This window comes from Luteolibacter flavescens (assembly GCF_025950085.1).
GTDB lineage: Bacteria > Verrucomicrobiota > Verrucomicrobiia > Verrucomicrobiales > Akkermansiaceae > Haloferula > Haloferula flavescens.
Window position 1 is genome coordinate 361,217 of record NZ_JAPDDS010000001.1, and the last position, 22,484, is coordinate 383,700.

The 22,484-nt window shown below is 62.2% G+C and carries 22 protein-coding genes and 1 tRNA gene; 12 read left to right on the forward strand and 11 right to left on the reverse strand.

The features are described from left to right. Positions 1–9: 9 nt before the first annotated feature. Both OKA04_RS01545 and OKA04_RS01550 read right to left on the reverse strand, forming a co-directional pair. Positions 10–891 (reverse strand): metal ABC transporter substrate-binding protein, encoded by an 882-nt coding sequence (locus OKA04_RS01545; RefSeq protein WP_264499355.1) that lies wholly within the window; start codon positions 889–891, stop codon positions 10–12. Between the two features lie 229 nt (positions 892–1,120). Next, positions 1,121–1,297, reverse strand: a complete 177-nt coding sequence (locus tag OKA04_RS01550) for a hypothetical protein (protein ID WP_264499356.1) — start codon at positions 1,295–1,297, stop codon at positions 1,121–1,123. Positions 1,298–1,491: 194 nt separating this feature from the next. Here OKA04_RS01550 and OKA04_RS01555 point away from each other — a divergent pair, with 194 nt between their 5' ends. The 4 genes from OKA04_RS01555 to OKA04_RS01570 all read left to right on the forward strand — a co-directional run bounded on the left by OKA04_RS01555 (position 1,492) and on the right by OKA04_RS01570 (position 4,923). Then, positions 1,492–2,661, forward strand: a complete 1,170-nt coding sequence (locus OKA04_RS01555) for an aminotransferase class I/II-fold pyridoxal phosphate-dependent enzyme (protein WP_264499357.1) — start codon at positions 1,492–1,494, stop codon at positions 2,659–2,661. A gap of 20 nt (positions 2,662–2,681) precedes the next feature. Next, positions 2,682–3,473, forward strand: coding sequence for a CAAX prenyl protease-related protein (locus OKA04_RS01560; RefSeq protein WP_264499358.1), 792 nt, complete (start codon positions 2,682–2,684; stop codon positions 3,471–3,473). A 64-nt stretch (positions 3,474–3,537) separates the two neighbouring features. Then, positions 3,538–4,389: a rhomboid family intramembrane serine protease gene (locus tag OKA04_RS01565; protein ID WP_264499359.1), complete on the forward strand. Its 852-nt coding sequence runs from the start codon at positions 3,538–3,540 to the stop codon at positions 4,387–4,389. 9 nt (positions 4,390–4,398) lie between these two features. Further along, positions 4,399–4,923: a cob(I)yrinic acid a,c-diamide adenosyltransferase gene (locus OKA04_RS01570; protein ID WP_264499360.1), complete on the forward strand. Its 525-nt coding sequence runs from the start codon at positions 4,399–4,401 to the stop codon at positions 4,921–4,923. Here the strand turns inward: OKA04_RS01570 and OKA04_RS01575 are convergent. After that, a complete protein-coding gene (locus OKA04_RS01575; protein WP_264499361.1) occupies positions 4,877–5,206 on the reverse strand; it encodes a Smr/MutS family protein in 330 nt (109 codons plus the stop codon). The two genes, OKA04_RS01570 and OKA04_RS01575, sit on opposite strands and share 47 nt — an antisense overlap. A gap of 123 nt (positions 5,207–5,329) precedes the next feature. Between OKA04_RS01575 and OKA04_RS01580 the strand changes: the two genes are divergently transcribed. The 3 genes from OKA04_RS01580 to OKA04_RS01590 all read left to right on the forward strand — a co-directional run bounded on the left by OKA04_RS01580 (position 5,330) and on the right by OKA04_RS01590 (position 6,841). Further along, positions 5,330–5,404: transfer RNA gene (locus OKA04_RS01580), tRNA-His, on the forward strand. A gap of 62 nt (positions 5,405–5,466) precedes the next feature. Further along, the gene (gene rnc / locus OKA04_RS01585) at positions 5,467–6,153 is read left to right on the forward strand and encodes a ribonuclease III (RefSeq protein ID WP_264499362.1); all 687 of its coding nucleotides are present in this window, start codon (positions 5,467–5,469) and stop codon (positions 6,151–6,153) included. An 85-nt stretch (positions 6,154–6,238) separates the two neighbouring features. Continuing rightward, complete coding sequence (locus tag OKA04_RS01590) at positions 6,239–6,841, forward strand: hypothetical protein (RefSeq protein WP_264499363.1); 603 nt, start codon at positions 6,239–6,241, stop codon at positions 6,839–6,841. Positions 6,842–6,861: 20 nt separating this feature from the next. On the opposite strand, the gene OKA04_RS01595 is transcribed toward OKA04_RS01590, so the two are convergent. Then, positions 6,862–9,972: a multidrug efflux RND transporter permease subunit gene (locus OKA04_RS01595; protein WP_264499364.1), complete on the reverse strand. Its 3,111-nt coding sequence runs from the start codon at positions 9,970–9,972 to the stop codon at positions 6,862–6,864. Positions 9,973–9,984: 12 nt separating this feature from the next. Next, positions 9,985–11,151 (reverse strand): efflux RND transporter periplasmic adaptor subunit, encoded by a 1,167-nt coding sequence (locus tag OKA04_RS01600; RefSeq protein WP_264499365.1) that lies wholly within the window; start codon positions 11,149–11,151, stop codon positions 9,985–9,987. A gap of 131 nt (positions 11,152–11,282) precedes the next feature. On the opposite strand from OKA04_RS01600, the gene OKA04_RS01605 reads away from it, so the two are divergent. Continuing rightward, the gene (locus OKA04_RS01605) at positions 11,283–11,972 is read left to right on the forward strand and encodes a TetR family transcriptional regulator (protein ID WP_264499366.1); all 690 of its coding nucleotides are present in this window, start codon (positions 11,283–11,285) and stop codon (positions 11,970–11,972) included. 39 nt (positions 11,973–12,011) lie between these two features. On the opposite strand, the gene OKA04_RS01610 is transcribed toward OKA04_RS01605, so the two are convergent. The 4 genes from OKA04_RS01610 to OKA04_RS01625 form a co-directional block, all read right to left on the reverse strand. Continuing rightward, on the reverse strand, positions 12,012–12,803 hold the full coding sequence (locus tag OKA04_RS01610) for a cysteine peptidase family C39 domain-containing protein (RefSeq protein ID WP_264499367.1): 792 nt from the start codon (positions 12,801–12,803) through the stop codon (positions 12,012–12,014). Continuing rightward, the gene (locus OKA04_RS01615; protein ID WP_264499368.1) at positions 12,800–13,585 is read right to left on the reverse strand and encodes a thiazole synthase; all 786 of its coding nucleotides are present in this window, start codon (positions 13,583–13,585) and stop codon (positions 12,800–12,802) included. The genes OKA04_RS01610 and OKA04_RS01615 overlap by 4 nt, the downstream gene beginning before the upstream one ends. A gap of 60 nt (positions 13,586–13,645) precedes the next feature. Beyond that, entirely contained in the window at positions 13,646–14,386 is a 741-nt protein-coding gene (locus OKA04_RS01620) for a DUF2071 domain-containing protein (protein WP_264499369.1), read from the reverse strand. Positions 14,387–14,456: 70 nt separating this feature from the next. After that, positions 14,457–15,449 carry a malate dehydrogenase gene (locus tag OKA04_RS01625; protein ID WP_264499370.1) on the reverse strand — a complete coding sequence of 331 codons (993 nt, stop codon included), beginning with the start codon at positions 15,447–15,449 and terminating at the stop codon, positions 14,457–14,459. A 198-nt stretch (positions 15,450–15,647) separates the two neighbouring features. Between OKA04_RS01625 and OKA04_RS01630 the strand changes: the two genes are divergently transcribed. Together OKA04_RS01630 and hpt are read left to right on the forward strand one after the other, a co-directional pair. Next, positions 15,648–15,962 carry a hypothetical protein gene (locus OKA04_RS01630; RefSeq protein ID WP_264499371.1) on the forward strand — a complete coding sequence of 105 codons (315 nt, stop codon included), beginning with the start codon at positions 15,648–15,650 and terminating at the stop codon, positions 15,960–15,962. Between the two features lie 43 nt (positions 15,963–16,005). After that, positions 16,006–16,539, forward strand: coding sequence for a hypoxanthine phosphoribosyltransferase (gene hpt, locus OKA04_RS01635; RefSeq protein WP_264499372.1), 534 nt, complete (start codon positions 16,006–16,008; stop codon positions 16,537–16,539). Positions 16,540–16,779: 240 nt separating this feature from the next. Here hpt and OKA04_RS01640 read toward each other — a convergent pair whose 3' ends face one another. After that, positions 16,780–18,138 (reverse strand): glycoside hydrolase family 183 protein, encoded by a 1,359-nt coding sequence (locus OKA04_RS01640; RefSeq protein ID WP_264499373.1) that lies wholly within the window; start codon positions 18,136–18,138, stop codon positions 16,780–16,782. 10 nt (positions 18,139–18,148) lie between these two features. Then, positions 18,149–19,231, reverse strand: coding sequence for a formylglycine-generating enzyme family protein (locus OKA04_RS01645; RefSeq protein ID WP_264499374.1), 1,083 nt, complete (start codon positions 19,229–19,231; stop codon positions 18,149–18,151). Between the two features lie 154 nt (positions 19,232–19,385). Between OKA04_RS01645 and OKA04_RS01650 the strand changes: the two genes are divergently transcribed. Next, positions 19,386–20,711, forward strand: coding sequence for an MFS transporter (locus OKA04_RS01650; protein WP_264499375.1), 1,326 nt, complete (start codon positions 19,386–19,388; stop codon positions 20,709–20,711). Between the two features lie 81 nt (positions 20,712–20,792). Next, the gene (locus OKA04_RS01655; RefSeq protein ID WP_264499376.1) at positions 20,793–22,415 is read left to right on the forward strand and encodes a hypothetical protein; all 1,623 of its coding nucleotides are present in this window, start codon (positions 20,793–20,795) and stop codon (positions 22,413–22,415) included. Positions 22,416–22,484 lie beyond the last annotated feature (69 nt).

The following is a 22,484-nucleotide window of genomic DNA, read 5'->3' on the forward strand; positions in this document are numbered from 1 at the left end:
GCGGTTGCTTCACTTGCCGCCCAGGCCCGCGACAATGGCGGTCACATTGTGACGCATCATTGCCTCGTAGCTCTCGGCGGTGGATCCGTCTGCGATCAATGCCTCACCGAGCTTGATGCCGGTGTCCTTGGTCAGGGCTTCGAGGATCTTGGGGTTCGACTCCTTTTCAGGGAAGATCGCGCCGACCTTGTGCTCCTTCAATTCTGCTACCAGTGCGGCGAGTCGCTTCGGGTCGGGCATTTGCTCGCGGTTTACGCCTTGGACGGAGATCGGCTCGAAGTTGTGATCCTTGCAGAAGTAACCGAAGGCAGCGTGAGCCGTGGCGAGATGCCGCTTGTCGCGGGGAACGCGGGCGATCTCCTTACGGGTCCAGCGCTCGAGTTCGTCGAGCTTGGTTCGGTAGTCGGCGGCGTTCTTCTTATAGGTCTCGGCGCCGGCCGGGTCGGCCTTGGCGAAGGTGTCGGCGGTGATCGTTGCCGCGCGGCGGAAGAGATCGATCGAGTGCCACCAGTGCGGGTCGATCTCATGCTCGTGGTGCGAGTGATCGTGCCCCTCATGATCGCATTCGCCCTCGATGGAAGGGAGATCCTTGCCGATTTCCACGACTTCTGCCTTCGCGCCGAGAATGCCGCGGAGTGACTTGAGATAGCTCTCCATTCCCATGCCGGATGCCAGATAGAGCTTTGCGTCACCGGCTTTCTGGAGATCCGCGGCGGCGGGCTCAAAGTGGTGGGGATCGCCATTTTTCCCGATGAGGTCTACGACCTCCACGCGTTCGCCGCCCACTTGCTTGGCGAGATCGCCGATGAGCGGATGAAGGCTGGCCACTTTCAATTCAGCGGCAGCCAAGGGCAGGGTGAGGAGTGCAGCGAGAAGAGCGGTCAGGCGCATGGGCGAAGAATCGACCGGAATGGATTTTTCGCAAGAAAATTGCGATAGCGAAAGGTGTGAACAACTAAGGTGATAATCAAACGATTGTTGCGGACGCCTGATTTCGATGGATCCTAAAGGCGCTATTAATCAATGATATACAATTGCGTCCAGCCTTTTTGAGATGGCAGCGAAAGGGTCGTCATCTTGTGAATAACCTGTGAATTGAGGTGAAAAGCAGCCTGTCGATTCATTTTTTCTCATCGACTTGGATGTCCACTTCGCCGGATTTCTTGTCGCGCTCGACCTCGATGCTCCCGCCGGGAGTCTTGATATCTAGGACCTTTTCCTTTCGGTTGCAGCTCATGCTGGAGAAAGCGGCGAGGGAGCCAAGAGCGAGGGCTGCGATTTTGATCGGGGTTTTCATATTCGGGATGGGGTTGTTCTCAGGATCGTGAGTCGATCCCACTTGGAAGTTAGACCCGTTCCGGAAATGTGCCAGTGAAGGGCGGGACTCGTGACAATGTCGTGAGCCACACTGACTTGGAAACCTGTCGCCGTCGTTGACGCCGCCCGGTTTCCCTCCTGAAATGCGCGGCCCGGCAGGGTCCGGGTTTGTATATGGACTATTCGCAGAAAATCGCCCGTCAGATCGCAGGCATTCCCCGCTCGGGAATCCGCGATTTCTTCGAGCTCGTCCAAGGCCGCGAGGGAGTCATCTCCCTCGGCGTTGGTGAGCCCGACTTCACGACTCCCTGGCATATTCGCGAAGCCGCCATCTACGCCTTGGAGAAGGGCCACACTTCTTACACCTCGAATCTGGGCCTGCCCGCGCTGCGCAAGGCCATCGCCCGCTACGTCTCGGATTTCTTCCACGTGGACTACGACGGTCTCACCGAGGTGCTCGTCACCGTCGGCGTTTCCGAGGCCATCGACATCGCCCTGCGCGCCCTGATCAATCCGGGCGACGAGGTGATCTACCACGAGCCTTGTTACGTGTCGTATTCGCCGAGCATTGTGATGGCCTATGGCAATGCGGTGGGTGTCCACACGAAGAAGAGCGATGGCTTCTCGCTGAAGCCGGAAGAGCTTGCCAAGGTCATCACCCCGAAGAGCCGGGTGCTGATGCTGAATTTCCCAACGAATCCCACCGGAGCCACCGCCAGCCGGGAGGATCTGGAAGGCATCGCGAAGCTCTGCATCGAGCACGACCTCTTCGTCCTGACGGACGAGATCTACAGCGAGCTGCGCTACGATGCTAATGAGGAGCACGTCTCCATCGCCTCGCTGCCTGGCATGAAGGAGCGGACGGTGCTGCTGCACGGCTTCTCGAAGGCTTTCGCGATGACCGGCTTCCGCCTCGGCTATGCCTGTGCGCCGCAGCCGATCACCGAGGCGATGATGAAGATCCACCAGTACTCGATGCTCTGCGCACCGATCATGAGCCAGATGGCCGCGATCGAGGCGCTGGAGAATGGAGCACCGGAAGTCGCCAAGATGCGCGACGCCTATCACCAGCGCCGCGACTTCCTCGTGAAGCGCCTGAACCAGATGGGGCTGAGCTGCCACTCGCCGGGTGGAGCCTTCTACGTTTTCCCGGACATCCGCGAGACGGGGCTTTCCTCGAAGGAATTCGCCATGCGTCTGCTGGAGGAGGAAGGCGTCGCCGCCGTTCCTGGCAGTGCCTTCGGCGAGTCCGGCGAGGGCTTCCTTCGCTGCTGCTATGCGACCGGCTTCGACGATCTGAAGCTGGCAATGGACAAGATGGAGCGCTTCGTCGGCCGTCTTTGATTCCGAGCTTTGAATGAGGGATGACCGGGGAACAACGAGATCCTGACTCGCTACGCCTCGGTCATTCCGATGCTTGGGCGCGCGCCCATATCATACCCTTCGCGGTATTCATGGGCTTCCTGCTGCTCTTGCAGGTGTTTGCCAATTTTTTCGGATGGGAGCACCCCGCCGCACCATGGTGGCGGCACTGGCCTGAGCAGTGGATCTATCCACTGCAAACCATCGTGACACTGGTCCTCGTGGCCAAGTGGTGGAAGTACTACGAATTCCGTTGGTCGTGGAAGTGGTCCGCGGTCGGCGTCGTCTTCGGTGCGGTCGGCATCGGCTTCTGGCTGCTGCCGACGGTGATGTATGACCGCCTCGGTCTCACCGGTGAGACCACCGGGTGGATGAAGTGGCTGGGACTGGCAGAGCGGGAGAAAGGCTTCAATCCCGCAGAGGCATTCGGCGATGGCACGCCTGCCTATTGGGCGGCGCTGGTCATGCGCTTCGTGCGGGCGGCGGTGGTCGTCGCGCTGGTGGAGGAGATCATGTGGCGCTCCTTCATGATGCGCTTCGTCAGCGATTGGGAAGGGGACTACTGGAAGCGGCCCTTTGGACAGGCGTCATGGAAATCCTACCTGCTCGTCACGGGGCTCTTCATGGTGGCGCACTCGCCCACCGACTATGCAGGGGCTTTCATCTATGGCTCGCTGACTTACGTGCTCTGCATCTGGAGCAAGAATCTCGGGGCCTGCGTGGTGATGCATGCCGTGGCCAATCTTCTGATGGGCCTTTTCGCGATCACCTACGGCAAATACGGCCTGTGGTGAGCCCCGGGGTGATGCCCGGAATTCGATTGGCGCGACCGCGGAACGTGGCGGAGAGTCGCGACACATGGACGAAAATGCGAGCGAGGAGACCCTGCCGGACCTGGTTCCAGTAGGTGCCTGGCATTCCCTGCGGGAGGCGCAGGAGCACGCGCTGGTGGTGCTGGCGATGAACCGCGAATGCTGGATCTTCCCTGCCTCCGGCCAATACGCACTGCTGGCCCCGTCCGCCGAAGAGCCGGGCATTCGCCATGAGTTCGCGCTCTATGAAAGCGAGCAATCCCAGAGGCGCGAAAGGATCGAGCCGCCGGTGTTTCCCGCCGGGCTCGGGCTCGCCTTTCTCTGGGCGCTCTCGCTGCTTGTCGTCTTCTTGTGGCAAGGCCGGGACCCGGGGTTGGTAGATCGTTTCCTGAATTCTAGCCAGGCGCTCGTCGAGCATGGCGAGTGGTGGCGGGCCTTCACGGCGCTCTTCCTCCATGCGGATGCCGGGCACCTGCTGTCGAATATCGGCATCGGCGGAATCTTCTGCGTGATGGTGGCCCATACCGTGGGTGCCTGGCGGGGCTGGGCTCTCATCCTCGCCGGCGGAACGTTGGGGAATCTGGCAAATGCCTGGGCCCGCTATCCCGATCACTTCAATTCGCTCGGGGCGTCCACCGCCACCTTTGCCGCGGTCGGCGTATTGACCGGCGTGGCGATGATGCGTGCGTGGCGGCTTCACTCGTGGCGGGAGTTGCGCCTGCTGACCGTGCCGCTGCTGACGGGCTTCATCGTGCTCGGCCTCTGGGGTTCCGGTGGCGGCGGGCCGGATGCCGGGCGGGTGGATGTGGCGGGGCACTTCTCCGGTTGGGCGAGCGGTCTGCTGTTAGGCGCGGTGGCGCAGAAATTCGAGCGGACGAAATCGGATGCGTCGGTCTAGGCTCCCGGCATGAGCATTATTACCGGCCGCGGCGACGATGGGGAAACCGACCTTCTCTTTGGCCGCCGCATTGCGAAGACATCCCTGCGCATCGAGGTGCTGGGCACGGTGGACGAGCTGAATGCCGCCCTCGGGCTCGCGCGCGCGGCTGGGGCGACCGATGAGGTGGAGGCGATCATTGACCGCGTGCAAGATCTCCTTGTGGGCCTCATGGGCCAATTCGCCTGCCTGTCCTGTGACGAGACCCGCTATGCCTCGGCGGGCTATGCCCAGGTCACGGAGGCGGATCTGGATTGGCTGGTCGCCACGGCGAAGGACTTCGAGGCGCGGGGGATCGTTTTCAAAGGATGGGCACGCCCCGGCGTGGAGCACTCGATGGCCCGGGCTGGCATGGACTTCGCGCGGACAATTGCCCGGCGGGCCGAGCGATCGGTGCTGAAGCACCACGAGGCGGGCGGGGAGGTGTCACTGCTCCTCAGGCTCTTCTTCAACCGTCTGTCGGATCTGCTGTGGATCCTGGCGCGGGCGGCGTGAGTGGTGCAGGTGGCTTGAGGATCACCCACGTGGCACCCCAGCCGCCCTCGGCCGCGGGATAGTGGAACTCCGCGACCTCCGGCAACCGGCGGAGCAGGGAATGCACGCCTTCCCGCAGGGCTCCTGTGCCCTTGCCATGGATCACCCGCACGCCGCGGATCCCGAGCCGCTGGCACTCCATGAAATACTCCGGCAGCAGCTCACCGATTTCCGAGGGGCGGAAGGTGTGCAGATCCAGCTCATTCGAGATCGGTATCTGGTGCGGCTCGTCGTCGGTTTCCATGGTCCCGGGCATCCTCCGGCACCGGTATTTCGCGGCCAAGGAAAGAAGGTTGGCATCAAATGCAATTTTTCCCTTTGCAAGCCGGGGTGCCTTCGAATACTTCTCCGGCCCGCCGGTGAAATGGTGGCCGTAGTTCAATGGTAGAGCCCCAGATTGTGATTCTGGTTGTTGCGGGTTCGAGTCCCGTCGGTCACCCCACCTCTTTTTTCGGGAGCTTGGTTGCTCCGGTTTGAGGAGGAGGAAACGGGTGGTTTAGCCGTATGGAAAGTCTCGAGAGCCGCCTCGGATACAAGTTTCGCAATTCGCTTCTGTTAGCAGAGGCGATGACTCATCCGAGCCTCGCCTACGAGTCCCAGCGGCCTCACTTCGACAATCAGCGTCTGGAGTTCCTTGGCGATGCCGTGCTCCAGCTGATCCTGACCGAGGACCTTTACCGGATGTTTCCGGATTTCCCGGAAGGCCGTCTTACCAAGCTGCGTTCGCAGCTTGTCTCCCGCAGGGCGCTCGCGCGGTTCGCGCTGAGCATCGACCTGGGAAGCTATGTTTTGTTGGGCAAAGGCGAAGAGGCCACGGGTGGCCGCCGCCGCATGTCCACGTTGGCCGATGGATTTGAAGCGCTGATCGGCGCGGTCTATCTGGATATCGGCTATACCGGTGCCCGCGATCTGGTGCTGCGTCTTTTCCAATCGGAGATCGAGGCGCTGGCCGGTAGCCCGGAAGAGCGCAATCCGAAAGGGGAGCTGCAGGAGTGCCTGCAGTCGATCCATCCCCAGGCTCCGAACTACCGCATGCTCGGCGAGAGCGGCCCCGATCACCGCAAGGTCTTCCAGGCTGAGGTCTCGTGGCGCGGTCTGGTCCTCGCGACGGGGAAGGGGAAGAGCAAGAAGGAAGCCGAAGCCCGCGCCGCCGGCGAGGCGCTGCGGACGCGGCTGTGGGAGAAGCAGTGAAGCTTGACTGAGGCCCTCTTGTTAAGCTCGGGCGGGTTTGAGAAAAAGCTCGTGGAAGCCAGAGGCTTTCATCAAGCATCCGAGGATGCTCGCTCTCTTCAAAGTATCAAATATCCTGTCGGCATGGGGATCCGTGTTGCTTTGCCTGACTTCGTTCGCGGCAGCTCATGAGGACACAATATTAGAGGTTTCGGGAGACAAGCTCACAGGGCTTCCTGAAAAGTACGTTTCGAGCTCGATCGATTTCGAGAAGAACGAGCTTCTGATTGGCGGCAATAGACTGAAGCTCCCCGCCATCTTTGCCCGAGTCCTCAAAAGCAAGAGAACCATCAACGAGGAGGGTCAGGTTCTCTTTGAAGCAGGAGTCGTCTGGAGGTTGGAGATCTCGGCGTCATGGTATCATGACAAGTCTTATGAGGGCTCCTTGCCGGATTACCTACTCCTGAGCTTTCACCCGCGAAACAAGGACTACCATTTCAAAGTATTCGTGAATCTTGAGAAGCCCGAGGTGGTGGGCACGGAGGTGATTTTGACCGTCTTCTCAAAGGATGACGGCGACGTTTGGGTTGGTTCCGAAGTGCCTGATGGCCTCAGGTCGGCTAAGGAGATATTGGTGGTCGATGACTCGACAAAATCTTTGCTGGATCGACTGGAGGACCGACGTCCTGACGAGAAGCAGGAGAAGTAGGTCAAATCAGGTTTGATTTCTCATGCCTCCATCTTCTCCGGCTTCTTCGAGAATCTCCCGATGATCACGAAGAACAGCGGGACGAAGAACACCGCCAGCACCGTCGCCGTGGTGATGCCGCCGAGCACGCCGGTCCCGATGGCATTCTGAGCGCCGGAACTCGCTCCGGAGGCGAAGGCGAGCGGAATGACCCCGATGCCGAAGGCGAGCGAAGTCATGATGATCGGCCGCAGGCGCAGGCGTGATGCTTCCACCGTCGCGTCGAAGAGGCTCTTGCCCTCCGCATACAGGTCCTTCGCCACTTCCACGATCAGGATGGCATTCTTCGCGGAGAGACCGATGATCGCGATGAGACCCACGCGGAAGTAGATGTCATTTGGCATGTCGCGCAGCGCCACGCCCGCCACCGCGCCCAGGATGCCGAGCGGCACGGCGAGGATCACGGAAAGCGGGATGGACCAGCTTTCATAGAGCGCCGCCAGCGAGAGGAAGACGATCAGGATGGAGAGCGCGTAGAGGACGATGGCCTGCGAGCCGGACATCTTTTCCTCGTAGGATTGGCCGGACCACTCGTAGCCGATGCCTTCCGGCAGCTTGTCCACCAGTGCTTCCATCGCGGCCATCGCCTCGCCGCTGCTGCGACCCGCCGCGGCCTCGCCTGCGAGCGAGAAGGACGGGTAGCCATTGTAGCGCGCCAGATTCGGCGGGCCGGTGATCCAACTTGTCTCGGCGAAGGCGCCGATCTGCACCATCTCGCCGTCGGCATTGCGGACGCGCAGCTTCTTCACGTCGTCAATGCCCACGCGGCTCGGTCCGTCCGCCTGCACGATGATGCGGCGCACTTGGCCGTTCAGGATGAAGTCGCCGACGTAGTCGGAGCCGAACATCACGGCGAGCGTCGAGTTGATCGAGTCGATGGTGACACCCATCGCCTGTGCCTTGGCGCGGTCGATGTCCAGCTTGAGCTGGGGCGTATCGGGCATGCCGGCGAACATCACGTTCGACAGCGCGGGATCCTGCGCCGCCATCTGGATGAGCTGGTCGCGTGCGGCAACGAATTCCGTGTAAGGAAGTCCGCCGCGGTTCTGCAGGCGGAAGTCAAAGCCCGCCGTGGACGAGCCCAGCTCCGGCAGCGGAGGCGTGGTCAGGCCGAAGATCATGCCATTCGGACGCGCGCCGAATTTCGCGTTGAAGCGCTTCACGATCTCGGTGACGTGCGACTCGGGGTCCTTGCGCTCGGCCCATGGCTTCAGCGTGGTGAAGACCATGCCGCTGTTCGGCCCGTTGCCGAAGATACTGAAGCCCGCGATGGAGAAGCTGTAGGCCACCGGCTCGTTTTCCAGCATGTGCTCGTTGATCTCCGCGAGCACCTTCCTCGTCTCCGTCTGCGTGGTGCCCTGCGGCAATCCCACGGTGACGATGAAGGATCCCTGGTCTTCATTCGGCAGGAAGGACGTGGGCAGGCGCATGTAGAGCAAGGCGGTGGCGGCCACCACCGCGAGGAAGGCCACGGAGTAGCGCAGCGGGCGGCGGATCAGCGAACCGACGATGCGGGCATAGCGGTTGCTCGCCTTGTCGAAGGTACGGTTGAACCATCCGAAGAATCCTTTCCGCTCGTGGTGGTCGTGATCCACCGGCTTCAGCAGCGTGGCGCAGAGCGCGGGCGTCAGCGAGAGCGCGAGGAAGGCGGAGAAGGCGATGGACACCGAGAGCGTCAGCGCGAACTGGCGATAGATGTTGCCCACCGCTCCCGAGAAGAACGCCATGGGGATGAAGACGGAGACCAGCACCACGGTGATGCCGATGATCGCGCCGCCGATCTGCTTCATCGCCTTCACGGTGGCCTCGCGAGGACCGAGGCCTTCCTCCTTCATGATGCGCTCCACGTTCTCCACCACGACGATGGCGTCGTCCACGAGGATACCGATCGCCAACACCATGCTGAACATGGTGAGCACGTTGATGGAGAAGCCCATCGCGAGCATCACTCCCAGCGTCCCAAGCAGCGCGATCGGCACCACCAGCGTGGGGATCAGCGTGGCGCGGAAATTCTGCATGAAGAGATACATCACGATGAAGACGAGGCCGATCGCCTCGAAGAGGGTCATCACCACTTTCTTGATCGATGCCGCAACGAAGGGGGACGTGTCGTAGGGGATCTCGTATTGGACGCCCGCCGGAAGGAATCGCTCCACCTCAGCCATCGCCTTCTTGATGCCTTCCACCACGTCCAGCGCGTTCGAGCCCGGCGCGAGCTTGATGCCCATGCCGCTCGCCGCGCGGTCATTCACGCCGGAGATGATCAGGTAATCGCTGCCGCCCAGCGCGATGCGCGCCACGTCCTTCAGCTTCACCGCGGAGCCATCGGCCCGCGTGCGCAGCAGGATCTCGCCGAAGTCCTCCGGCGTATCCAGCGTGTCGTCCGTGACGATCGTCGCGCTCAGCGGGGCATTCGCCGGCACCTCGTGGCTGCCGATATCGCCGACGATGACGCGCGCGTTGTTGCTGCGCACGGCATTCACCACGTCATCCGCAGTCAGGTCGAGCGAGGTGAGCTTCTCCGGGTCCGGCCAGATGCGCATCGCCTTTTCCGCGCCGAAGACCTGCACCTGGCCAACGCCGGGCACGCGCTTCAGCACATCGACCACGCGGGACGATGCGAGCTCGCCCAGCGCCACGGTGTCATACTTCGGATCGCTGGAGGAAAGGGAGACGAAGAGCTGGATATTGTCCGCCGCCTTCTCGATGCGGATGCCGCCGCGGCGAACCACTTCCGGCAGACGCTGCTCCACCACACTGAGGCGGTTTTGCACTTCCACGGCCGCGATGTCCGCATCGATGCCTTGGCGGAATGCGATCTTCAGCGAGACGGCTCCGGTGGAATCGCTGGTGCCGGACATGTAGAGCAGGCCCGGCGCACCATTCATCTCGCGCTCGATCACGGACGTCACCGTTTCCTCCACCACCTTTGCCGAGGCACCGGGGTAGCTGGTGGTGAGGCTGATGGTGGGCGGCGCGATCTCCGGATACTGCGCGACCGGCAGCGAACGCAGCGCGAGCAAGCCCGCGAGCATGATGAACATCGACACCACCCATGCGAAGATGGGCCGCTGGATGAAAAAGAAAGGCATGGCAGTGGTGCGTTATTCGGTCTTCGCCTCGGGCTTGGTAGCAGACTCGGTGGGGGCGACCACGGCACCCACGGGCGCGTAGGCCGCATTTTCGATGATGACCCGGTCCCCGCCTTTCAGGCCGGAGGTGACGTGCCATTGGCCATCGTGCATTTCCTTGGTCTGCACGGGAGTGGCGACCACCTCGTTCTTCTCGTTCACCACCATCACCATCGCGCCGTCATTCGTGCGCATCAGGGAGTCGCGGGGAATGAGGATGGCCTCCTTCTCCGTGGCCACGTCCATGTTCACGCGGACGTACATGCCGGGGAAAAGCTCGCGGTCCGGATTCGGCACCAGCGCGCGGAGTTGCACTGAGTCCGTGCCGGCATCGACGGCCAGGTCGGCGAAGATCAGCTTGCCTTTCCGCGGATAGACGGAGCCATCGCCGAGGGTGATCTCCACCTCAATCTCGTCCGTCTTGTGGCCGCTCATGCTGCCATCGCGCATCGCCTTCCGCAGCGCGATGACTTCGGAGACGGGCTGGGAAAAGTTCACATAGATGGGATCGATCTGCTCCACGGTGGTGAGCAGGGTGGGGGAATCCTCGCCGACCAGCGCTCCCTCGGTGACCTCCGCGCGGCGTGCCCGGCCATCGATGGGCGCGGTGACTGTGGCGTAGTCGAGCCGCAGCTTCGCCGTCTCGACATCGGCCTTCGCCGAGCCGATGCGGGCGAGCGCCTGCTTCTCCTCGGACTCCGCCTCGGTCATGTCGCGCGCGCTGATCGCATTGCCCGTGACCAATGCCGAGTAGCGCTGTTTCTTGTCCTGCGCGAGTGCCAGCGATGCCTCGCCTTCTTCGAGTGCTGCTGTGGCTGCATCCAGAGCGGCCTTGAAGGGTGCGGGATCGATGCGGAAAAGCGCGGTGCCCGCTTTCACTTCCTGCCCTTCTTCATACGTCCGCTCCATGACGATGCCGGGCACCCGGGCGCGGATCTCCGCTTGCCGGTAGGCTTCCAGTCGGCCAGGCTGGCTGGACTTCACGGTCACGCTCTGCGGCGTGATGGTCTTCACTGTCACCGGCATGGTCTGCGGCGCGGCCTCAGCGGCGGGCGCTTGCTCATCCTTCTTCCGGCAACTTGCCAAAGGCAGCCCGAGGGCGACGACGAGCGTGGTGAACAATAGCGGGTTCGAATTCATCGGTCAGGCGGACAGGGTTCGGGTGACGGGGCTTCTCGTAAGAGCGGCGAATTTCATCGTCAAATAATAATTCGTTTGCGAATGATTAAATTCGAATTAGGATCGCTGCGCTCACTCGCAACCACTTGCCGATGGCCCGTAAGACCAAAGAAGACACGCAGAAGACGATCACCGCCATCCTCGACGCCGCGGAGCAGGTCTTCTGCATTCATGGGGTGGCAAAGGCGACCATCGCGCAGATCGCCGATGCCGCGGGCGTGTCGAAGGGCGCGGTGTACGGTCACTTCGACGACAAGATCGAGGTCTGCATCGCCGTCTGCGAGCGTGGTGTCGCGGACCTGCGGCTCGCGATGTCATCGCCGGTGCCGGGCAAGCCGCTGGAGTCACTCTACCGATGGGGGATGGAGCACATGCGCCTCTTCAACGACTCGAAGTCCTACCGGAATGTCGGCGAGATCCTGTGGATGAAGTGCGAGCGCAGTCCGGAATTCGAACGCATTCACCGCATCCGTGAGATCTGGGAGGAGAAGGCTTTCCGCTTCGTGGAGAAGTGCATCCGCCGCGCCATCGCAACCGGCGACCTGCCGCCCGGCACGGATCCCGAGTTGAGCAATCTCTACCTCCACTCCGTGCTCGATGGTCTCATGGCGACCTGCTACTATACGGATCGTATTTCGCCGGACAAGATCATGGAGCACACCGGCAGGATGCTGAGGATGGGACTGCTCTCCATCTCGCGGCTCATGTGGGACGAAGTGAATATCCCCGAGGATCGATTTTTCCAGACCCTCCGCCGCGGGAACGTCGCGCTGAAGAAATAGACGCCTCGACGGCACGCGAGTGTGGAAGCTTGCTTTCAGTCAGCCACCGCGCTGGACGGACATGAAGAAAGGCTCCATTTCCACCCACTCCTCGAATTCATCCAGCGGGATGCGAACACGGCCTCGCAAGGGATCGATGTAATGGATCTCCTCATCCGTGATCTCGAGCACGGCGATGAAGTGGCCTGCCATCTTGGTGCCTGTGCCGAGGATGCCTGGCAGGTGCTCTCTTGAAGGCAGTCCGTCCGGAGCGAGGAATTTCACGTGGTAGCCTCGTTCCCGCAGCGCGCGGGCGAGGTGCCATGCTTCCGTGCTGCTCTGGGAACTCCACGCTTCGCGGGCGAGATCTTTTTCGGTGGCTCCTGTATCGCCGAGGAAGCGCAGGATGTTCGCAGCGCTCGCGGGGCCACAGGTGACCCCTGAACTCTGATAACAGACATCGCCATCCCAGCGCTCGTGCAGTCCTGCGAGATCGATGGGATGGACGATCGGCTTGAGGAAAGGAATGGCCAGCAAACACATGCCGCCGCTGGTCGGCAGCAGCTTGAGAAGCCCGGGCAGAACATTGCGCCAAGCCCCGGCAGCAGCACCGAAGAATGCGAGAAATCCCTCACCGAATGGCAGCGACCGGAGCTGATAGAGCAGGGGCGGCTCCGGCAGAATGTGGAGATAGTAGAATGCAAACCACGCGCCCGGCAGGCAGAGCATGGTCAGGAGCAACGCCACGGCCGTCTGGACGGTGCGGCGACGGTCCACCGTCAATTTCCAGGCCGCCACGTGCAGCGCCACGAAGAGCAGGATCACCAAACAGAGGGTGACCGCCGCGCTCATGCGTTGTTCAGGAAGCCTGTCAGCGGGCTGGTGGCAGAGGCCGCATCGTTGCGCTCGGGCAGGCCGAGCTCATAGGCCTCGCGACCGGCCTCGACGGCCTTCTTGAAAGCGATTGCCATGCGGACAGGGTCCGACGCGACGGCGATGGCAGTATTGATGAGCACGGCGTCGGCACCCAGTTCCATTGCCTCGGCAGCGTGGCTGGGTGCCCCGAGACCGGCATCCACGACCACAGGCACGGTCGCCTGCTCGACGATGATGCGGATCTGATCGCGGGTGGCCACGCCCTTGTTCGATCCGATGGGTGCGCCCAGCGGCATCACGGTGGCTGTGCCCGCTTCCTGCAGGCGCTTCGCCAGCACCGGGTCGGCATTGATGTAAGGCAGCACGGTGAAGCCCTCTTTCACGAGGATCTCGGCGGCCCTCAGAGTCTCGATGGGGTCCGGAAGGAGGTAGGTCGGGTCGGGGTGGATCTCCAGCTTCACCCACTTCGGCAGGCCCGCGGCGGCGGCGAGACGGGCCAGGCGCACGGCCTCCTCTGCGTTCATCGCGCCGCTGGTATTTGGCAGTAGCAGGTATTTTTCCGCGTCGATGTATTCCAGGATATTCGCATACGGGTCGGCCTTGCCGGTGAGGTCGGCGCGGCGCAGCGCCACGGTCACGATCTGCGTGCCGGATGCTTCCAATGCGTCGCGCATCGATTCATTCGAAGAAAATTTTCCGGTACCCGTGAAGAGGCGGGAGGAAAACTCGCGACCGGCAATGACAAGCGGCTGGGACATCGGCGGCGGACTGTAGGAGGGCGGCCCCGGCATGCAAGCCCCGTGGGATGCCGCCCTGTGTCACGCGGGCACCGCGATCCGGCGGCCCTCCATCCCATGCCACTCGTGCGGGATGTCGCGCATGATGAGGGCGTGGTCGAAGACGGCGCTCCCAGCCGGGAAGAGCGCGGGATCGTCGAAGTAGGAAGACTTCACGGTGGAGACGGCCAGCGGGCGGACCTTCCAATCGTGAGTCTCCAGACGAATGGCATCAAGGCGGCAGCAATCCTTGGTGGAGGAATAGCCGACGCTGCCATTTTCAAAAAATGCCGACGATTCCTCCAGCGAACGAAAGCAGGATGAGACGGGAAAATCTTCGGTCTCCGTAGCGCTCAGCGAAAGTGTCATGCCGCCATCGCGGGCGCGGCTCTTGATCTCGATCATCCCGCCGTCATCGCAGACGATGAAGTCCGCGAGATGATGCTCGCCTGGGAAAACCCGGCCGCCCGCAAGGTGATTCGCCAGCGAACTGGTGTCGCGCCTGGGGATATAGACGCCTTCACGAGTCGTGCCATCTTCCTCATCCCACAGCACGGCGATGCGATACGCCACATTCTCACTGGTGATGCCAGCCCATGCCGGGAGTATCTTCGGACGTATGTCTTCCAGACGGATCAGGCAGATGCCCGCGATGGAATGTCCATCATGCAGCTTCGGGCGAAAGCCCTCCGGCAGCAGGGGCGCTACCACCCCGGGATCGACCCGGTAGTTGACCAGCAGTCGGCGACGGATCAGACCGGTGATTGAGGGCAGGGGCGGCATGCATCTCCAGATAAACAAAAAGCCGTGGGAAATCCCACGGCTTTTGTATGAATTTTTTGTGATTCCGGAGTTAGGCAGGGATGAGGTCTTTGACCGCCTCGCGTTCCTCAAGCAGCTCGTTGATCGTGGCGTCGATCTTGCCTTGGCTGAACTCACTGACCGGCACGCCGTCGACAACCTCCCAGGTGCCATTCGAGATCGTGCGGATCGGCATCGAGGCCATGATCCCCTTGGCAATGCCGTAGTGGCTGCCGTCCGAGTAAACCGCCACGCTATGCCAGTCGCCGGCCGGGGTCGGGTTGACCAAGCTGACCACGGTGTCGATCGCGGCATTTGCGGCGGAAGCGGCGGAGGATGCGCCGCGTGCGGCGATGATGGCGGCTCCGCGTTGCTGCACGGTCTTGATGAAGTCGCCCTTTAGCCATTCCTCGTCGGAGATCACGTCGGTCACGGCCTTGCCCGCGATCTTCGCATTGGTGAAATCGGGATACTGGGTAGCAGAGTGATTGCCCCAGATGCAGAGATTCGAGACCTCTGAATGATGCACGCCGGCCTTCTGGGCAAGTTGACTCTTCGCGCGATTCTCATCGAGGCGGGTCATCGCGAAGAAGCGGTCCTTCGGAACGCCATCGGCATTCGCGGCGCAGATCAGGGCGTTGGTGTTGCAAGGGTTTCCGACGACCAGCGTGCGGACATCAGCGGCGGCATTGCGGGCGATCGCCTGGCCTTGGCCGGTGAAGATCTTGCCATTGATGCCGAGCAGGTCGCCACGCTCCATACCGGCCTTGCGCGGCACGGAGCCGACGAGCAGGGCCCAGTTCGTGCCGCGGAATCCCTCGTCGAGATCCGAAGTCGGCACCACCTCGCGCAGCAGCGGGAAGGCGCAGTCATCCAGCTCCATCACCACGCCCTTGAGCGCGGCCATGCCCGGCTCGATTTCGATGAGCCGTAGGTTCACGGGCTGGTCGGGTCCGAAAAGGGCGCCGGATGCGATGCGGAAGAGCAGGGCATAGCCAATCTGGCCTGCCGCGCCGGTCACGGATACGGTGATAGGGGTATTCATGGATTTGAGCGGACGTTGACAGGGAACTAAGCGGGCTGATCCCGATGGGTCAACGACCATCGGCCTTGGTAGCGTCAGCGATGACACCCCCGATAAAATCGAGGATTCGTCCGATTTTCCTCTAGGCTGGATGCTTCGGGAATGCTAACCATCTGCCAGCCAATGGCTGCACGGCGGAAAACTGTAACGGGAGCGAAATTGAAGCGTCTGGAAGCCCAGACGCGCATGATTTCCACGGCGAATCGTATCATCTTCGCGGTGATGGGTTTGATCCTCGGCCTGGCAGTGGTGGCGACCGCACTGCCGCAGCAGCGGAGGCTGAAGAATCTCGAATACAAGCTCGCCCGGACGCTGGAAGCAGAGGAACGGGTGCTGGCCGAAAAGGAGTATCACGAGATCGAATATCGTGCCCTGAAGGACGATCCGGAGTTTCTGGAACTGAAGGCCACCGACCGCCTGAACCTTCATCAGGATGGCGGGAAGGTGTATCGCTTCAAGCGCCTGCCGGACTGATCGCCCTTGATCCACCGTGCCGCCTTCGCGGATGGTCCCGGCCATGGAGAACGATATCGAGCGCGTGCTGGTGGATGAGGATGTGATCCTCAAGCGGCTCGACGTGATGGCGCTGGAGATCCGCAAGGACTTCCCCGGTGAAGTGCTCGTGGTCGTGGTGCTCCTGAAAGGTGCCCTTGTTTTCGCCGCGGACCTCCTGCGACGGGTCCCCCGCATGCTGGAGATGGAGTGCATCAATGTGGCCAGCTACCACGGCGGCACCGAGAGCAGCGGCGTGGTCAGCTTCCTGGATCACAAGCTGCCGGATGTGAAGGGACGCAAGGTGCTGGTGCTCGATGACATCCTCGACACCGGCCGCACACTGAAAGCCGTGGTGGACCGCCTCTATGTGGAAGGCGCCTCCGTCGTGAAAACTGGCGTGCTTTTGTCGAAAGACAAGCCACACGCGGAAAACATCTCGGCAGATTATGTAGGCTTCCTGATCGGGGATGAATTCGTCGTCGGCTACGGGCTCGATTATCAAGGGAGATACCGCAATCTGCCCTATGTAGGAGTGCTGAAGGCAGAAGCACAGTAAGCGGGAATTCTTTGCCTGAAGGCTGTCGTCGGCGTTGCCGAAGGAGGCACGGGATGGCTGCGTTTCATTAAAGGCCCCGCTGGGAGCGCGGTGCCACTGGCCCGCTTGGATAGAAGGCGCACCGGTCCGACTTTTTGCTGCGCTCTGCCATGCGGAGAGTCGCGTTCGATTCGTTCCTTCGCCGATCTATCCAAGCCGGCTGAAGCCAGCGCTCCCGGCTCCGCCGATCCATGGAAAAACTCACTCCCTTGCTTCGGCTAGCTTCGGGTCATCGAGGTCCAGGCGGTAGAGCATCTGATTGTAGTTGTAGCGCGGGGTCGGCTGGGCGTGGTTTGCGAATTCCGCGGTGTAGGTCCCTTCGAAGACGATGAAGCCCGCGTCATCCGGAGTGAGCTCCGGATGGATGCGGGGGTTGTAGAAAGTATAGTTGTCGTGCGTCAGGATCTTAACGGCCTTGCCCCACGGGCCCATGGGCGATTCCGCCTCGGCATACCAGATTTCGCCAAAGGCGGAGGGCTTGCCAAAGGTCTGCGTGAAGACGGAGATCCAGCGCTTGCGTGAGGCATTCCACGCGACCGATCCGCGATGCGGCTTCACCTCCGAGCCATCCTCGGCCGAGCGCGGGGCAGGGGGCTCGGCGATCTTTTCCCATCGCTCTCGATTCCCCCAATCACCGAGGTTCGCCGGGCATCGCATGGTGGGAAAGGGATCTCCGAAAAGCACCCACTCCTTGCCGAGGTCATCCTTCCAGACAAAGGGATGCCCGCGCGGGATGACGCCTTTTTCCCCGTCGCCCTCTTTCCACAGGATGGTGTGGCGCACGAAGCTGTTCTTCGTGGCATCCCATTTGCACAGGCCGATCTCGTATTCGTCGAGGTGACCCTTGATCTTCGAGTAGGTCGCCACGAGGTGCCTGCTGCCATCGGCGTCGGGCAGCTCGATCATCCCGGAGAGCCATGTGGGGCCTTCGCCGGGCATCGGCGCGACGCCTCTCGGCTTGTCCTTCTCATCGCGGAAGAGTTCGTAGGGGATCGCGAGCGGCGGCTTGAAATCCGCGACGGGCTGCCCGGATGTGAGCGCTGCGGTTGATTGGAAGACCCCCAGCGGATAGCCGGGCAGGGTGGTGTCGCCCCATAGCCAAAATAGCTTCCCGCCTTGCCGCGCCAGCAGCACCGAGTCGCAGCCATACACGCCGGACTCGGGAAGCCGCTCTTTGCCGCCAAGTTTCAATTCTTCCGCAAATAGTCCCGCGCCGGTCAACCGTCCGAGGCGCTTGGCGACATTCCGGCGCTCCACCTCGACTCGGATGGTTTCACCCGCCTTCGGAGTGACGCGGACACCCTCATAGCCAAAGCCATCCTTTTTCACCCCGTAGCCGTGGCCCTTCACATGAAACCACACTTCGCGGCCGAGCAGGTCGGGGTCATCCAGCGCGATCAGCCCGGCATTGTCGCTGACGTAGCGGGCTTCGTGCGTGGTCCGCAGTTCCACGAGCGGGACAGGCCAGCCGTTCTCCTTGTCCACGATTTCCACGCGGCAGGGATCGGCGGCAAAAACGACTCCGCCGGATAGGAGGGCGAGCAGGGTGAAGGGCTTCATGGCCCTCCCGTTACTTCGCCACGTCGAGATCCCTTACACACCGAAAGCCCGCATGATTCGTCGGAGACTCGATGTCCTGGGAATGCCGGGCCGCAGGGCGATAGCGCATGCAGTAGCTAACGTGGCAGAGGAAGGAGCCGCCCTTGATGACACGACGAATCTTGCCATCGCCCTTCACGCCGTTGTCGTGCACCCAGGTCGCGGGACCCTGTGGATTGTCCGGATCGCAGTCGGTATAATAGGCGGGGTCGTAGAGATCGCTGCAAAACTCCCACACGTTGCCCGCCATGTCATACAGTCCGTAGGCGTTCGCGGGGAAGGACCTCACCGGGGCGCTGGCCGTGAAGCCGTCGTCGCCGCTGTTCTTGTTGGGAAACTCGCCCTGCCAGGTATTCGCCATCCACCGGTCGCCGGGCTTCAGCTCGTCACCCCAGGTGTAAATCTTTCCCTCCATTCCGCCACGCGCGGCGAATTCCCACTCCGCTTCGGTGGGCATGCGCTTGTTCGCCCACTTCGCATAGGCAGCGGCGTCGTCGAAGTTCACGCAGACCACGGGGTGATTCTCCTTGCCCACGATGCTGCTGCCTTCGCCGGTCGGGTGCTGCCAGTTTGCCTTCGGGTCCCAGCGCCACCACTCGATCGAGCGGCCTGGCAGGTTCGGATTGCCCTCGATGTGGGCGTCCTCGCGGAAGACGATCGCGCCATTGGTGAATTTCCCCTCCGGCAGGCTGGAGCGGTCTCCCTCGGGGAAATCCTCCGCTTTCACCTCGCGCTCGGCGAAGGTGACGTAGTTCGTCGCCTTCACGAATTCCGCGAACTGGGCATTCGTCACCTCGGTCTCGTCGATCCAGAAGCCCTTGACCGTCGTCTTGTGCGCTGGGCCTTCCTCGGGGAAGCTCTTCGTGCCATAGGGCGTTTCAAATGACCCGTCGTGCCCCATCATGAAAGTTCCGCCGGAAAGCCGGACCATCCCATCTTTCTTTTCCAACCCCGGGACTTCCACCGTGACCCCGGGAGAAGAGGATGAGGTGGACGCTGCCGTCTCCTTCTTGCAGGACGGCAGCAGGGCGAGCAGCAGGAGCAATCGCTTCATGTCGGATGATTTCGGCAAACGGTGGCGTGTTCCTCCCGAATCGGCACGGACAAAAATCAGGCCCCACCTTTCGCGCGGGATCGGGCAGGTGGCAGAGACGGCAAACCACTTTTATTGCAATGCCGCCTGAACCGTCGAGGATGCGGCAGCCATCATGAGTGATCGAAGCCTCTATCCGCTCCGCGACCTGCCGAAGCAACGCCAGATCTGGAGCTGGATCTCCTATGACGTGGCAAACCAGTCCTTCACGCTGATCATCAACACGCTGCTCTTCTCCATCTTCTTCGGCAAGGTGGTGGTGCAGGACGACACGAAGGACGACACCCTGTGGGCCATCGGCTTCGGCGGCAGCATGCTGCTGGCCGCCATCCTGTCTCCCATCTTCGGGGCGGCTGCCGACGAGCGGGGATGGAAAAAGAGCGGGCTGATCGTCACCGGAACGATCTGCGGTGTCTTCACCTGCCTGCTGGCGCTCATCCAGCCCGGCCAGATCTGGCTCGCGCTGCTGCTTTATATCCCGGCAAATTGCGCCTTCGCCCTGGGGGAGAATTTCCTCGCTAGCTTCCTTCCTGCGCTGGCATCGGAAAAGGATATCGGGCGTCTCAGCGGCTTTTCGTGGGGCCTCGCTTATCTGGCCGCGCTGCTGCTGCTGGCGCTGACGGCGGGGAGCATGCTGCTCTTCAAGGTCGAGAGCGTGGAAAATTGGCGACCTTATTTCGTCTTCGCGGGGCTGTGGTTCCTCGCGTTCATGATCCCCACGATTCGCGGGCTGAAGGAGCCGGCCATCACGCAGGTGGAGCATCCGGGCCGGAACTTCGTCGTCGATGGCTTCCAGCGCCTCGCCGAGAGCATCAGGCACTTGAAAGGCTACCGCGATCTGGGCCTGCTGATGCTCGCATCGTTCTTCTACGGCACCGGCATGAGCGTGGTGGTCTCCTTTGCCAGCAAGCTCGCCGAGGAATATGGCTTCGACCAGGTGAAGCTGGTGCTCTTCCTCGCGGTGATCACGGTGTCCGGCATTATCGGAACCTTCATCCCGATGAAGTTCCAGGACCGCATCGGCCACCGGCGTATCACGGTCATGCTGCTCTTCGTCTGGATCCTCGCGGCGACGGGATTTGCCGCCTACGCCTACCTGCATGACTCCCACACCGCAGCGGGCGGCACCGATTACCCGACCTGGCCGCTGTGGATCATCGGGAACCTGTTAGGCTTCGGTCTCGGCTCCCTCGGTTCGGCCAACCGCGCGTTCGTCGGCTATCTCTCCCCGCCGGAAAAGGCGGCCGAGATGTTCGGCGTCTGGGGCTTCATGTTCAAGCTGGCGGCGGTGATGACGATCCCCTTCGCGTGGATGAAAGACAAGTCGGGCACTCCGCCCGCGCTGCTGCTGCTGGCGGGATTCATCATCATCGGCATCGTTTTCACCCTCATGGTGGATGAAAAGCGGGGCTACGCCGCTGCCCAAAGGGGTTCCAAGTGAGCGAAATGCGCCCCGAAGAGGGGGCTTAAATTGTCGCAAGGCGAGTTTGTCATTTCCCGTGGGATCGTTAGTCTCCGCGTCGTGAGCGACCCTTCCGATGAGCTGGCCAAGCGCCTGCTGTCCGCATTCGAGCTGGGCCCGTCTTGGGCACGGAGCGATGCACCGGCGAAAAAACAACCCGAGTATCGAGACGAAGAAGCCCCGCGCGAGCGACGGGATCGTGGCGACCGCGACTTCCGCGGACGCCGTGATGACCGTGGCGGCGACCGTCGTGACCACCGCGGAGGTGGTGGTGGCGGAGGCGGTGGAGGCCGTCGTGACGACCGCCAGCGACGCGATGGCGGAGGCGGCGACCGTCGATTCCAAGGCCAGGGACAGGGTCACGGCCATGGCCGCGATCATGGGCCGCGCGATTTCCCGCAACCGGCGGAAGGCGTGCGCGTCTCGATCGCCCCGGCAGCCGAGGCGGTGCATCTCGTGGTGAAGGAAATCCACCACGTGGCGCGTGTTTACTCGCTCTACGATGTCGCCCAGATCCTGCTCGCCGGTCGCGAACGCTATCACCTGCAGTTCGCGGTCTCGGACAAGGTCAGCCCGATTTTCAAGAGCAAGCTCGACTCGTCCCTCTGGCTGACGAAGGAAGAGGCGATCTCGCACTTCTGGCACTCCGCCGCGTCGAAGGAACTCTACGAGTCCGAGGAAGTGGAGACCGAGCCGCCGGCCGGGAATTTCCAGGTCGTGGCGCGCTGCGGCATGAGCGGCGAGTGGCTTGGGCCACCGAATTTCCACGGCTACCAGACCGCGCTGCGCCGCATCCACCGCGAGCAATTCGCGACCATGCCTTTCGAGGTGTATTCGTCGCGCGTTCGCACCGAGCGTGGCGAGGAAGCGGTGAATGCCTGGCTGGAGACGATGAAGAAGCGCGTGCGCTGGCGTCTCAAGGATGGCGGCGACGATGCCTGGAGCTTCGACCGCGGCGAGATCGAGCGTGACTTCACGACGAAGCGCTTCGCCGAAGTCTTCGAGGAAGTCCGCAGTGCGGAAATCCCGGGGAACATCCCGGCACGCGATCTTTCGCCCGGTCTGCTCGCCTGTGTCCGCATTGCCAGTTCGCATGCACGCAAGCACGCGGCCATCCTGATTCCCGCGATCTGCCGACTTCTGGAAAACGAGCACCTCTCCGTCTTCAAGCGCGAGGGCAAGCTCTTCACCGGTCCGGCACGCCCGCATCCGCTGACCACCGATGCGATCCTCGCCGAGCGCCCGTCCGCTATCGTCGAGTGGCTGGAAAAGAATCCGACCACGAAGCTGGCCGATCTCTGGAAGGGCGTGCTGCCCGAAGGCGAGACCGAACCGAGCAAGGAATGGTTCGCCGATCTCTTCTGGCTGCTCACGCAAGGACACGTGCTGCTCTTCGCCGATGACTCGCTGGTGCTGCCGCGCCGCCGCGCGCCGCAAGGCACCAAGCAGTCCGGCACTGCCACCGCCAAAGCCCCGGCCACCAAGTCCGCGAAGAAGAAGCGCAAGAAGCGGAAGCGGAAAGCCCGTGCCCCGATGGTCGCCGTGCCGACACATGCGAAGACGGTCCGCACCATTTCCCGCATGTCCGTGGGCAAGGTCCGCATGCTGCGCGGGCCGGAGATGCTGTGGCGTCGCCGCCTCGTGAAGCGCGGGAAAATCGCCTCGCTTGTGGAGGAGGAATAAGGTCTCCGGTTAACTTCGCGACTTCTATCTTATCAAAGCAAATGCTCACCCGGATAGCGGGTGAGCATT